Consider the following 12211-nt stretch of genomic DNA (forward strand, 5'->3'; position numbering starts at 1 on the left):
GCATTGGTTTAGTTGTGATTCAGAGGCTAAAAACTCATAAATACCACTTAGTACTGAGGAGCTTCTACGTAGTAATTGGCGGGGCCTGCGTGTTTGTGTACGCGGATGCGGCCAGTCGGTGCGGGCACATTTCGTCGGGCGGGTGCAACCTCAACGGTGCTAAGCCGGTTAGTGAACCGGTGCCCTCCTGTGGGCCCACCGCATTATGCCCCAACTCGACGTTGCGCCGGTGGCCCCCGTGGCCGCCACTCCCTGGCTGGCTCGCTACCACGCCGTGCGCGCCCAAAGCACGGCCCTGTGCGCGCCCCTGCTGCCCGAAGACACGGTGGTGCAGCCCATGCTCGACGTGAGCCCGCCGAAGTGGCACCTGGCCCACACCACCTGGTTTTGGGAAACGTTTCTGCTAAAAGAGTACGCAGCCAGTTACCAGCTTTTTCACCCGGACTACGCTTTCCTGTTCAATTCCTACTATAACTCGCTGGGCTCGCGCGTGAACCGCGCCGACCGCGGCACGCTCTCGCGCCCGCCCCTGGCCGACGTGCTGGCCTACCGCGCCCACGTCGACGAGGCCCTGAGCGCCTTGCTGAACGAGCGCGCCGACGAGTTGCCCGCCGCGTTTTTTGAGCTGCTGGAACTGGGCCTGCAGCACGAGCAGCAGCACCAGGAGCTGCTGGCCACCGACATTAAATACATTCTGAGTACCAGCCCGCTGGCACCAGAGTATCTGCCCGCCACGGAGTTGCCGGCGCCGATTACGCACGCCGCGCCGGGGGCCTGGCTGCCGGTGCCCGGTGGCATCAACCGGATTGGCTTTCAGGAAGAGGAAGGGTTCTGTTTCGACAATGAGCTGGGCGTCCACGAGGTGCTCATTGCGCCTTTCGAGCTGCAAAACCGCTTAGTGACCAACGCCGAGTACATCGCCTTCATCGAGGCCGGCGGCTACCGCGACTTCCGCTACTGGATGGGGGAGGGCTGGGACCTGGCCCAGGCGCAGGGCTGGGAGGCGCCGCTGTACTGGGTGCAGAAAGATGGCCAGTGGCACCGCTTCACGCACCACGGCCTGCAGCCCGTGGATGGGGCCGCGCCCGTCACGCACGTCAGCTTCTACGAGGCCGACGCCTACGCCAACTGGGCCGGCGCCCGCCTGCCCACCGAGGCTGAGTGGGAAACCGCTGCCCGCCACTTTGGCGCCACGCCCGCGGAGGGCACCTGGCTCGAAAGCAGCCGCCTCGACCCCCAGCCCTTGCCCGCCGATGCCGACCCTACCCAGTGCCACCAGCTGCTGGGCGACTGCTGGGAGTGGACCTATTCGGCCTACCACGCTTACCCCGGCTACGCCCGCGCCGCCGGTGCCCTGGGCGAGTACAACGGCAAGTTCATGGTGAACCAGCTGGTGCTGCGCGGCGGCTCCTGCGCCACGCCCGAAAGCCACATTCGCGTGAGCTACCGCAACTTCTTTCACGCCGACAAACGCTGGCAGTTCACCGGCATCCGGTTGGCGCGCTAAGCTGATACCCGTTTTTTCGGGCCTTCCCCGGCGGGGGAAGGCCCTTTTGCCATCTTTGCCCGGCGTCGCCCGGGCGCTTTTGCAATCTATTCTGCTGCATGACGACTTCTTCCCTGTTGACCCCTTCCGTAGCCGAGCTGGCGCAGCACGTGGCCGAAGGCCTGCGCAAAACGCCCAAAACTCTGTCGTCGATGTATTTCTACGACGACGCGGGCAGCCGTCTGTTCCAGCAAATCATGGACTTGCCGGAGTACTACCCCACGCGGGCCGAGTTTGCCATTTTTCGGGAGCACGGTGCGGCGCTGGCGACGGCCCTGAGCCCGGGGGCAGGCCAGGCTTTTTCGCTGGTGGAGCTGGGGGCGGGCGACGGTGCCAAAACCAAGCTGCTGCTGCGCGAGCTGCTGAATGCCGGCACCGAGTTCACCTACGCGCCGGTCGACATTTCCTCGGGGGCCATGACGGGGCTGGTGGACACGCTGCGGCGCGAGCTGCCGGCCCTGCGCGTGGCGCCGGTGGTGGAGGATTACGCCACCGCCCTCACGCAGCTGCGCACCTGGCCCGGCAGCAAGGCCGTGCTGTTTCTGGGGTCCAACATCGGCAACTTCGGCCCCAACGAGCGACTGAATTTCCTGCGCCAGCTGGCCGCCCCCCTCGCGCCCGCCGACCGCCTGCTCATCGGTTTCGACCTGCAGAAGGACCCACGCCGCATCCGCGCCGCCTACGACGATGCCCAGGGCGTGACCGCCGCGTTCAACCTCAACCTGCTCACCCGCCTCAACCGCGAGCTGGGCGCCGATTTTGACCTCGCCCACTGGCAGCACTACACCGACTACAGCCCGCTCACCGGCGCGGTGCGCTCCTTCCTGGTGAGCACCCGCGCCCAGCAGGTGCGTTTCGCGGCGCTGGATGAAACCGTCGAGTTTGCGGCCTGGGAAGTCATTCACACCGAGAATTCCTACAAGTTCACGCCCGCCCAAATCGAGGCCCTGGCCGCCGAAGCGGGTCTGCGCGTGGTGCAAACCTTCACCGATGCCGCCGGCGATTTTGCCGATGTCGTCCTGGCCGCCCGTCCTGAATAAACCCGCTATGAGCACGCCCCCTGCAACGGTCAGCCTGGCCTCGGGCTATGGGAATTTTGCGGTGCCCGAAGTGGCCCTTCGCGCCGCCAATGCCGCCCTGGCCGCCGCTCACAGCCAGCACGCGCCGCTGGCCGTGGCACCGCCCGCCGGCCTGCCCGAACTGCGCGAAGCGCTGGCCCAACGCTACCGCCAGCGCGGCGCCCCCGCCGTGACGGCCGAGCAGGTGGTCGTAACCAGCGGTGCTAAAACCGCCCTTTTTGCGGTGCTAAGCGAAGTGCTGACGCCCGGCGACGACGTGCTGATGCCCACGCCCAACTGGTTTGGCTTTGTAGAGCTGGTGCACCGGGCCGGCGGCGCGCTGCGCACGCTGCCCCTGTCGGCCGCCCACCAGTACGCCCTCACGCCGGAGGCCCTGCGGGCCGCCCTCACGCCGGCCACCCGGCTGCTGCTGCTCAGCAACCCCAACAACCCCACCGGCCGCGTGTATTCGCGCGCCGAGTGGGCCGCGCTGCTGGCCGTGACTGCCGACTTTCCGAAGCTGTGGGTGCTCAGCGACGAGATTTACGAAGGCATCTGCTTCGGGGTCGAGCCGGTGCCCACGCTGCTGGCCTGGCCCGACCCGCACGGCCGGCACGTGGTGGTGAGCGGCTTCTCGAAGTCGCTGGCCCTGGCGGGCTGGGGCGTGGGCTGCGTGGTGGCGCCGGCTGCGCTGGCCCGCGCCGTCACGGCCCGGCTGTTTGCCACGGGCGTGGCCGTGCCGGTGCCCAGCCAGGCTGCCGCCCTGGCCGCCACCCGCCACGCCGACGAAATCAGCCCGGCGCTGTGCGCGCAGCTGCGGCCCAACCGCGAGCGGCTGTTGGCTGCGCTGGCCGCATTGCCGGGCGCCGCTGCTGTAGTGGCCCCGGAAGGTACGTACTACGTGTTTGCCGATTTTACCCGTTTTCTGGCGCCGGGCGTGCCGGCTGCCGAGGCTTCGGCGCAGCTGGTGCGCCAGCTGGCCGAAGCTGGCGTGGAAGTGGTGGACGGCGCCACCTGGGGCGCTGCGGGCTTCGTGCGCCTGTCCTATGCCGTGGCGCCCGAGGCCCTGGAGGAGGCGCTCCAGCGCATCGGCTCCGTGCTGGCGCCGGTGTCGCGCTAGCGCCTTACCGCAGGCTGCCAGCCCGGGGCTTGGCGGTGGTGCCCGTACCTTTGTCGGCCTGCTGAGGGCGAAGAATTATGTTGCAGAATATCCGGCCGCACCTGCGGCCTACCTTGCTTTTGGCCTACCCCGTGGTGCTTTCCCAGTTGGGGCACATCCTGGTGGGCTTTGTCGATTCGGTGCTGGTGGGGCGCACGGGCACGGTGCCGCTGGCCGCCGTGAGCCTGGGCGTGAGCAGCACCACGGTGCTCATGATACTGGGCATCGGCCTGAGCATGGGCAGCGTGCCGCTGGTGGCCTCGGCCCACGGCCGGCGCGACTTGCCCGACCTGGGCCGGCTGCTGGCCTCCTCGGTGTGGCTAAGCGCGCTGGCGGGCCTGCTGCTGGCCGGGGTGGGACAGGTGGTGCCCTACCTGCTGCACTACCTGGGCCAGTCGCCCGAGGTGGAGGCGCTGGCCGCGCCCTGGGTGCGGGTCATCAGCTGGTCGCTGCTGCCGCTGATGGTGTACCAGGGCTTTCGCGAGTTTGCCGAAGGCCTGGGGCTGACGCGGCAGGCCATGTGGCTCTCCGTGCTGGCCAACGTGGTGAATGCCCTGCTGTGCTACGCCCTGGTGTTTGGCCACTGGGGCGCGCCCCGCATGGGGCTGATGGGGTCGGCCTGGGCCACGCTCATTGCCCGCGTGCTGATGGCGGTGCTCATGGCGGCCTACGTGCTGCTGGCGCCGCGCCTGCACGAATACCGCGCCGCCGTGACGCGCTGGCTGCCCGACGCCGCCACCCTGCGCCGGCTCTTCGCCATCGGCGCCCCCATCGGCGTGCAGATGGCATTTGAGGTGGGGGCTTTTGCCGCTTCCGCCATCATGATAGGCTGGCTGGGCGCCACCACGCTGGCCGCGCATCAGGTGGCCATCAACCTGGCTTCTATCACCTACATGGCGGCCAGCGGCATTTCGGCGGCGGCCACCATCCGGGTGGGAAATCTGCTGGGCAGTGGGCGGCTGGCCGAAGCCCGGCAGGCCGGTTTTGCCGCCTACGTGCTGGGGTTTGCCTTTATGGGCACCATGGGGCTGCTGTTTGTGGTGGCGCGGCAGGCGGCGCCGCTCATGTACACCCACGACCCGGCCGTGGTGGCCCAGGCGGCTGCGCTGCTGCTTATCGCGGCGCTGTTTCAGGTATCGGATGGCTTGCAGGTGGTGGGGCTGGGTGCCCTGCGCGGGCTGGAGGACGTGAAAGTGCCCTCGGTGGTGGCGCTGCTGGCGTATTGGGCGGTGGCCTTGCCGCTGGGCTATTTCCTGGGCTTCCGGCTGCACCTGGGCGCGCCCGGCGTGTGGACGGGCCTGCTGGTGGGCCTCAGCATTGTGGCCGTGGTGCTGCTGCTGCGTTTCCGCCGCGAAACCGCGCCCGGTGCTCCGCTACCGGTGGCCGCACGGGCCGTTGCGCCATAGCTCGGGAGGGAAAGTCTGAAGGCGGGATAAATTCAGAAAATAGGCTAATTTTAGCGCGGTCATTGGTTTAAATACAATGGCGCTTAGCTTAATTAGTACTTATCCATTATTTCCTATGTTCTCTTTTCTAACTTCGTTCCTGGTTGTGGCCAGCTGGCTGCAAGCGCCCGCCGCCAAACCAACGCCCGCGGCCAAGCCCGCCGCCGCGCCCATCGAATGGTCGGCCGCGCGCCCGCTCACGGTGGCCGACTTTCTGGGCCGGCCCGGGCCTTCCGACCGGCTGGCCGCCCTCACCACTTCCGACCTGAAGGCCGATGCGGCCTGCCGCGACTTTGTGTTTTCGAGCACAGTGCACGCCACCTTCAACCCCAACACGTCCTGGATTCGCAACCCGGCCGCCATCACGCCCGCGCTGCTGCGCCACGAGCAGGTACACTTCGACATCACGGAGGTCTACGCCCGCATCATGCGCCAGAAGCTGCTCGTGTTTGCGGCCAAAGCCAATTGCGAAAAGCTCCAGCCGGGCTTCAACAACGTCACGAAGCTGGTGTACGACCAGTGGGACCGGGAGCAAAACCGCTACGACGCCGAAACCAACCACGGCCTCAATACCGCCAAGCAGGACTATTGGGAGAAGCAAACCCACATTAAGCTGGCGCAGCTCGAAACCTTTGCCTCAAAGTAGGGGCGTGATGCTATGGAGCGTCATGCTGAGCGCAGCCGAAGCATCTCGCGTGTTAGTAAACCGTTTCGATTGGATTACTACCCCACGCGAGATGCTTCGGCTGCGCTCAGCATGACGTGCATTTTACCCTTTTCTATGACTTATGTCTTTCCCTGACCTTACCTGGGCCGACTTTGCGCGCGTGGACCTGCGCGTGGGCACCATTCTCGAAGCCCGCCCTTTTCCGGAGGCGCGCCGGCCGGCCTATCAGCTGCTCATCGACTTCGGCCCCGAAATCGGCCTGAAAAAATCCAGCGCCCAAATCACGCACCACTACACGCCCGACACCCTGGTGGGCCGGCAGGTGCAAGCCGTGGTGAATTTTCCGCCCAAGCAGATTGGGAAATTTCGCTCCGAAGTGCTGGTGACGGGCTTTGCCGATGCCGACGGGCACATTGTGCTGGCCGCCGTGGCCGGCCCCGTGCCCAACGGCAGCCGCCTTATTTAGCCAGCGAGGCCGCGTTTTCGGGCAGGGCTTGGGTGGTGGGGGCCACGGGCCCCACTTTGGCGGGCTCCAGCTTTTCGGTGCGCTTGGTCAGCGTGTCGATGACGGCAGCGTAGATTTCGGACAGGTCCTTGCCGTGGATGCCGTAGTAGCGGTAGCTGCGCTGAAACGCGGAATCGCTCACTTCACGGGTCCAGAGCAGGGCTTTTTGCTGTTCCTGGTAGAGGGAGCGGGCCGAATCCTGCGGGAGGCGGCTGTTTTCGACGCGCGCTTCGAGCACGTGCAGGTCGGCCAGCAGGCGTATCATCTGGTCTTTGGGCAGCAGGTCGGCGGGCTTGGTCGGCTCCTCGGGGCGTTGGCAGGCGGGGCTGGCCAGCAGGAGCGGGGCCAGTAGCAGGCCCAGGCAGCGACGGCAGAAGGTTTTCACGGGAGCAAAGTTACGCCCGCGCCGTAGCTTCGCTTTCAATAGCTGTTAGCTATTAGCGGTTAGCTGTTAGCTCTTGGGCCCGCAGACTATCGGCAGGAAGCTAACAGCCAGCAGCTAATAGCTAACGGCTACACTCATGAACCCGTCCGTGCCTTCGGCCCTCACCGATTTGGTGCGCCGCCTGCGCCACCTCGAAATCCGCATCCGCAAGGCGGTGGAGGCTCAGCTGCAGGGCGATTTCCACTCCGTGTTCAAGGGCACGGGGCTGGAATTCGACGATGTGCGCCTGTACCAGTACGGCGACGAGGTGCGCGCCATCGACTGGGCCGTGAGCAGCAAGGGGCACGGCACCTTCGTCAAAACCTACAAGGAGGAAAAGGAGCAACAGGTGCTGGTGCTGCTCGACGTGAGCGCCTCCTTGGACGTGGGCGACGGCCAGCGCCGCAAGCTCGACGTGGCCCGCGACATTGCGGGGCTGCTGGCGTTGTCGGCGGCGCGGCAGGGCTCGGCCCTGGGTCTGTTTGCGTTTTCCGACCAGAAAGAGCTGTATTTACCGCCGGCCAAAGGCTCGCGGGCCGTGTATGCGCTCATCAACCGGCTGTTTTCGCTGGTGCCGGCCTCGCGGGGCACGGGCGTGGGCGCGGGCATCCGGCAAGCGCTGGGCCTGCTGAAACGCCGCAGCCTGGTGGTGTTGATTTCGGACTTCATCGACGGCAGCTACGAGCGTGAGCTCACCATGCTGGCTCAGCGCCACGACCTGATAGTGGTGCAGCTGCGCGCCCCGCGCGAGCGCCGCTTTCCGGCCCTGGGCATCATTCCGCTGCGCGACACCGAAACCGGGCAGGTGCGCTGGGTCAACACGTCGTCATCAGATTTCCGGGCCAGCATCGAGTCAACAGCCGACCGCCAGGAAGCCGAACTGGTGAACCTGTGCCGCCGCACCCGCACCGGTTTCCTGGCCCTGAGCACCGAAGGCGACTTTGTGCCGCAGCTCGTGAACTTGTTCCGTCACCGCCAACAGTCTGGTCGCCGTGGGTAAGGGAACAGGGTTTTTTCGTTTGGGAATGAAGGTCATGCCAAGCGCAGCGAAGCAACTTGCCTGCAACAGCAACTCAACCGGTAGAAAAGGGTTGCTTGCCCGGGCGAGATGCTTCGCTGTGCTCGGCATGACGGCGGGTTGGCTGTTGCCGCCGCCGCTTGCCGCCGCCCAAACTGCCCCGCTCGCCGCGCCGCAAGGCCGCTTCCTCAAAAGCACGGTGCTGGTGGGAGAGCCCCTCGACTACGAACTGCGCTACGAGCACGCGCCCGACCTGGAAGTGGTGTTTCCGGACTCGCTGGCCCGTTTTGCGCCGTTTGAGTACGTGGGCAAAACCTACTTCCCCACGCGCACCCGCCGCGGCCGCAGCCTCGACCGCACCGTGTACCACCTGCGCACTTTCCGCCTCGATTCGGTGCAAACCCTCGCCCTGCCCGTGGCCGTGCTGCAGGGGGCCGATACGCTGAGCGTACTGCCGGAGGCCAGCCGCGTGCGCCTGCGCCGCACCGCTCCGCCCGCCGTGGGCCAGCAGCTGCCCACCCTGCGCCAGAACCTGGCGCTGGTACCCGTCGAGCCCGTGTTTAACTACCCGTATTGGATTGCGGGGGCGCTGGCGGTGTTTCTCTTGCTGGCGGGCAGCGCAACGCTGTTTCGCAAGCCCCTCACGCGGCGCTACCAAGCCTACAAGCTGCGCAAAAACCACGGCTATTTCCTGGCGCAGTTTGCCCGGCACGTCGAGCGGTTCGACTTGTCGCGCTCGGCCACCAACGTGGAGCGCGCCGTGGTGCTTTGGAAAAACTACCTCGCCGGCCTCGAAAACAGCGGCCTGAATTCCTTCACCACCCGCGAAATCGTGGCCTATTTTGAAAACGACGCCGACGTGCGCAAAGCCCTCACCGCCACCGACAAGGTGATTTACGGCAACCTGCAGAGCGAAGACGCCAAGGAAGTAGACCGCGCTTTTCAGCGCCTGCGGGGCTTTGCCGAGCGGCGGTATGCGGCGGTGGTGGGGTAATGCTAAGGTAGGAGTTGAAAGTAAAAGGCACGTCATGCTGAGCGCAGTCGAAGCATCTCGTGTGTAGCACTAATCCAATCGTCAGGTTTAGCCATGCGGTAGAGATGCTTCGACTGCGCTCAGCATGACGTTCTTTTTAACTCTTAACTCAGGTTACCTTCGCTCCCGCTTGAACGACCTTTTCAATCTTCTGCGCTACGCCACGCTGGCCAGCTACCAGTGGCAGCAGCCGCGGTTGCTGCTGCTTATGCTGGCGGTGCCGCTGCTGTTTGGGCTGCGGCGGGTGCTGGCGCGGCGCCGGCCGCGGGTGGGGGTGGCGTTTGCGCCCGGCACGGGCCCGCGCAACTGGTCGTCGGCGCTACGCTTCGTGCCCGATGTGGTGCTGGGATTTGCGCTGGTGTTCGCCATTGTGGCGCTGGCCCGGCCCCAGCGCACCGATGAGCGCGTGGAGCAGTCCGGCCGCGGCATCGACCTGGTATTGGCGCTCGACGTGTCGGGCTCGATGGAAATCGAGGACCTGCGCCCCAACCGTCTCGAAGCCGCCAAGCGCATTGCCGCCGACTTCCTCAAAACCCGCGTGGGCGACCGTCTGGCGCTGGTGGCTTTCGCCGGCGATGCGTATTCGCTGGCCCCCCTCACCACCGACTACGACCTGCTGCGCGAAGACCTGGCCGGCCTGAAAGTGGGGATGATAGCCAACGACGGCACCGCCATCGGCACGGCGCTGGGCGTGGCCACCAACCGCCTGCGCGAGTCCACGGCGCGTTCGCGGGTGTGCATCCTGCTTTCCGACGGCGAAAACAACGCCGGCAGCCTCGACCCCCTGCTGGCCGCGCAGCTGGCGCACGCTTTCGGCATCCGCATCTACACCATTGGGCTGGGCAAAGACGGCTTCGTGCCCTACGGCAAGGGCCCCGACGGCCAGCCGCGCTACGTGCAAACCCGCCTCGACGAAACCACCATGCGCCAGTTGGCCGCCGCCGCCGAAGGCCGCTTCTTTCGGGCCACCGATACGGCCGGGCTGCGCGAGGTATTCAACCAAATCAACCGGCTCGAAAAGTCGGAAATCAAGCAGCTTCGCTTCCGCAATACCAAGGACTTTTACCGGCCATATCTGTGGATGAGCATTGCGCTGTGGCTGGCCTGGCTGGCCCTAAAAAGCACTTTCTTCAGCAACCCGCTGGAGGACTAAAAATTAGTGAGCAGTTAACATTTAACAGTGAGCAGTGTCGCCCCGTCTGCTGTTGAATTGTTAACTGCTCACTGTTAACTGAAAAATATGTCCATCGCCGAAAACATCCACCGCATTGAAAACGAACTGGCTGGCAGCACCGCCCGCCTTTGCGTCGTCACCAAAACGCATCCCGTTGAGAAGCTGCAGGAAGCCTACGAAGCCGGCGCCCGCTGCTTCGGCGAGAACCGGCCCCAGGAAATGGCCGCCAAGCAGCCCCAATTGCCTGCCGACGTGGAATGGCACCTCATCGGTCAGCTCCAAACCAACAAAGTGAAGCTATTGGCGCCTTTTGTGCATACCATTCAGAGCATCGACAGCCTCAAGCTGCTCAAGGAGATAGAGAAACACGCTGCTGCCAACAACCGCGTTATCAACGGCCTGCTGCAATTTCACATTGCTCAGGAAGAAACCAAGTCGGGCCTCTCGCTGGCCGAAGCCGAGGAAATCCTGACTTCTGACGACTTCAAGCAAATGCAGCATGTGCGCCTGACCGGCGTGATGGGCGTGGCCACGTTCACCTCCGATGAGGTCCGGCTGCGGCAGGAGTTTCGGGCGCTGCGCGGCCACTTCGAGCACCTAAAAGCCACGTATTTCGCCTCAGAGCCCGCATTTTGCGAAATCTCGATGGGCATGAGCGGCGACTACCGGCTGGCGGTGGAGGAGGGGAGTACGCTGGTGCGCGTGGGCAGCGCCATTTTTGGTAGTCGGGGTTAGGATGGCCTGGGCGCGGCTAGCCTCTGCGCCTGACGCTGGCCATCAAACCCGTGCACAGCGCAAGCGCGGCGGTAGAAATTCTCCTATCTTCCGTCCTCCGATTGCTGCCTCACTTCCCACCGATGTCCACTGCTACCTCGTCTTCGCTGCCCCCGCCGGCCATTGCGGCCAACCAGCACATCTACGACGACTACTTTGAAGAGGACTTCACCCGCACGGTGGACGACAACATCCTGCAGCTGCTCGACCGGGTGTGGTTTCGGTCGGAGCTGGTGGGGTTCGAGAACTTTCCGCAGCGCAACCGGCCCGACCGACCTCTGATTTTTGCCTCCAACCACTCGGGTATGGCCTTCCCCTGGGACGCCATGGTGGCGCTGTCGCACTTGTTTCGGCAGCTGCCCAAAACCAGCTCGCTCAGCGACTTGCCCCGTCCGCTTTCGGCCCCGCTGCTCTCGCAAACGGCCCTGATGAACCCTTATCTGGTAAAGGACTTCTGGAAAAAATGCGGCTGCGTGGACGCCACGACGCTGAATTTTGAAACCATGATGTATTACCAGGACCACAACCTGATGCTGTACCCCGAAGGGGTGCCGGGCATCGGCAAGGGGTTCAACCGCAAGTACCAGCTGCAGCGGCTGGCCACCAGCATGGTACGCCTGAGCCTGCAGCACGGCACCGACATCGTGCCCTTCTACACCATCAACGCCGAATATCTCAACCCCTACGCCTACAGCTGGGATTTTATCAACAATTTCACCAAGAAAATCGGCATCCCGTTTTTGCCGCTCACGCTGCTGCTGCTGCTGGTGCTGGTGCAGCCCTGGGCGTTTTACCTGGCTTTCCCCGCCAAGCTCATCTTCGTGATGGGCACCCGCATCCGGCCCTCCGACCTCACCTCCAAAACCACCGACGAGCTGACCCGCGAGGAGTACCTGGCCCTGAGCGAGCAAATTCGCCAACAGATGCAGGCCGAGATGGATGCCGCCGTGGTCGCCCACGGCCAGAAGCCCTACCGCTGGGGCGAGCTCTGGCAGCGCATCAAGGAAAACCGCCGGTTCTTCCCGTTTTTTCTGCCCTTTGCCTGGCCCGCCATGTTCACCGAGTTTGAGCGGCTGTACGTGAAGGAGGGCAAGCGCAATTTCCGGATGAAACTCGACCAGCCCGGCGCGTGGTTGCGTATGCTGTGGCGTAACCCTATTACCCTAGCCTATTTTATCCCCTTGCTTGGTTGGATTCCGCTGGCCATCAAGGGCTACCGTGGCAATAAGCTGGGGCAAAAGCAGCAGGCTTACCGTAGCCGGTAGGTTGGGCGTTACAGATAAAAAAGTCGTCATGCTGAGCGGAGTCGAAGCATCTCTACCGCGCAACTAACTCAATCAAGTGGATTTGCTGCGGTAGAGATGCTTCGACTGCACTCAGCATGACGGGCGGTACCCACGCGCATTGC

General features: G+C 64.7%; 12 protein-coding genes. 11 read left to right on the forward strand and 1 reads right to left on the reverse strand.

From position 1 onward, the window contains the following. The first annotated feature begins 205 nt into the window (after positions 1–205). The 6 genes from egtB to MUN81_RS08820 all read left to right on the forward strand — a co-directional run bounded on the left by egtB (position 206) and on the right by MUN81_RS08820 (position 6341). Positions 206–1507, forward strand: a complete 1302-nt coding sequence (egtB, locus tag MUN81_RS08795; protein WP_245116925.1) for an ergothioneine biosynthesis protein EgtB — start codon at positions 206–208, stop codon at positions 1505–1507. Between the two features lie 98 nt (positions 1508–1605). Beyond that, the gene (gene egtD, locus MUN81_RS08800; RefSeq protein ID WP_245116926.1) at positions 1606–2586 is read left to right on the forward strand and encodes an L-histidine N(alpha)-methyltransferase; all 981 of its coding nucleotides are present in this window, start codon (positions 1606–1608) and stop codon (positions 2584–2586) included. Positions 2587–2593: 7 nt separating this feature from the next. Continuing rightward, entirely contained in the window at positions 2594–3724 is a 1131-nt protein-coding gene (locus MUN81_RS08805) for a pyridoxal phosphate-dependent aminotransferase (protein ID WP_245116927.1), read from the forward strand. A gap of 77 nt (positions 3725–3801) precedes the next feature. Beyond that, positions 3802–5169, forward strand: coding sequence for an MATE family efflux transporter (locus tag MUN81_RS08810; protein ID WP_245116928.1), 1368 nt, complete (start codon positions 3802–3804; stop codon positions 5167–5169). A gap of 115 nt (positions 5170–5284) precedes the next feature. Beyond that, on the forward strand, positions 5285–5854 hold the full coding sequence (locus MUN81_RS08815) for a DUF922 domain-containing protein (RefSeq protein WP_245116929.1): 570 nt from the start codon (positions 5285–5287) through the stop codon (positions 5852–5854). Positions 5855–5996: 142 nt separating this feature from the next. After that, positions 5997–6341 carry a tRNA-binding protein gene (locus MUN81_RS08820; RefSeq protein ID WP_245116930.1) on the forward strand — a complete coding sequence of 115 codons (345 nt, stop codon included), beginning with the start codon at positions 5997–5999 and terminating at the stop codon, positions 6339–6341. On the opposite strand, the gene MUN81_RS08825 is transcribed toward MUN81_RS08820, so the two are convergent. Next, positions 6334–6765 (reverse strand): DUF4296 domain-containing protein, encoded by a 432-nt coding sequence (locus MUN81_RS08825; RefSeq protein WP_245116931.1) that lies wholly within the window; start codon positions 6763–6765, stop codon positions 6334–6336. The genes MUN81_RS08820 and MUN81_RS08825 overlap by 8 nt on opposite strands. Positions 6766–6901: 136 nt before the next feature. Between MUN81_RS08825 and MUN81_RS08830 the strand changes: the two genes are divergently transcribed. From MUN81_RS08830 to MUN81_RS08850, 5 genes are all read left to right on the forward strand, one after another. Further along, a complete protein-coding gene (locus MUN81_RS08830) occupies positions 6902–7804 on the forward strand; it encodes a DUF58 domain-containing protein (protein ID WP_245116932.1) in 903 nt (300 codons plus the stop codon). Positions 7805–7931: 127 nt separating this feature from the next. Continuing rightward, a complete protein-coding gene (locus MUN81_RS08835) occupies positions 7932–8816 on the forward strand; it encodes a hypothetical protein (protein WP_245116933.1) in 885 nt (294 codons plus the stop codon). Positions 8817–8985: 169 nt separating this feature from the next. Continuing rightward, a complete protein-coding gene (locus MUN81_RS08840) occupies positions 8986–10008 on the forward strand; it encodes a VWA domain-containing protein (protein ID WP_245116934.1) in 1023 nt (340 codons plus the stop codon). Between the two features lie 87 nt (positions 10009–10095). Then, positions 10096–10764 (forward strand): YggS family pyridoxal phosphate-dependent enzyme, encoded by a 669-nt coding sequence (locus tag MUN81_RS08845; RefSeq protein WP_245116935.1) that lies wholly within the window; start codon positions 10096–10098, stop codon positions 10762–10764. Positions 10765–10886: 122 nt separating this feature from the next. Beyond that, positions 10887–12068 carry a hypothetical protein gene (locus MUN81_RS08850; protein WP_245116936.1) on the forward strand — a complete coding sequence of 394 codons (1182 nt, stop codon included), beginning with the start codon at positions 10887–10889 and terminating at the stop codon, positions 12066–12068. Positions 12069–12211: the final 143 nt, after the last annotated feature.

The organism is Hymenobacter sp. 5317J-9 (assembly GCF_022921075.1).
Lineage (GTDB): Bacteria > Bacteroidota > Bacteroidia > Cytophagales > Hymenobacteraceae > Hymenobacter.

Bases quoted from the DNA above. Each gene is read 5' to 3' on its own strand.
- egtB (WP_245116925.1), top strand. From the start codon at position 206: ATGCCCCAACTCGACGTTGCGCCGGTGGCCCCCGTGGCCGCCACTCCC.
- egtD (WP_245116926.1), top strand. From the start codon at position 1,606: ATGACGACTTCTTCCCTGTTGACCCCTTCCGTAGCCGAGCTGGCGCAG.
- MUN81_RS08805 (WP_245116927.1), top strand. From the start codon at position 2,594: ATGAGCACGCCCCCTGCAACGGTCAGCCTGGCCTCGGGCTATGGGAAT.
- MUN81_RS08810 (WP_245116928.1), top strand. From the start codon at position 3,802: ATGTTGCAGAATATCCGGCCGCACCTGCGGCCTACCTTGCTTTTGGCC.
- MUN81_RS08815 (WP_245116929.1), top strand. From the start codon at position 5,285: ATGTTCTCTTTTCTAACTTCGTTCCTGGTTGTGGCCAGCTGGCTGCAA.
- MUN81_RS08820 (WP_245116930.1), top strand. From the start codon at position 5,997: ATGTCTTTCCCTGACCTTACCTGGGCCGACTTTGCGCGCGTGGACCTG.
- MUN81_RS08830 (WP_245116932.1), top strand. From the start codon at position 6,902: ATGAACCCGTCCGTGCCTTCGGCCCTCACCGATTTGGTGCGCCGCCTG.
- MUN81_RS08835 (WP_245116933.1), top strand. From the start codon at position 7,932: ATGACGGCGGGTTGGCTGTTGCCGCCGCCGCTTGCCGCCGCCCAAACT.
- MUN81_RS08845 (WP_245116935.1), top strand. From the start codon at position 10,096: ATGTCCATCGCCGAAAACATCCACCGCATTGAAAACGAACTGGCTGGC.
- MUN81_RS08850 (WP_245116936.1), top strand. From the start codon at position 10,887: ATGTCCACTGCTACCTCGTCTTCGCTGCCCCCGCCGGCCATTGCGGCC.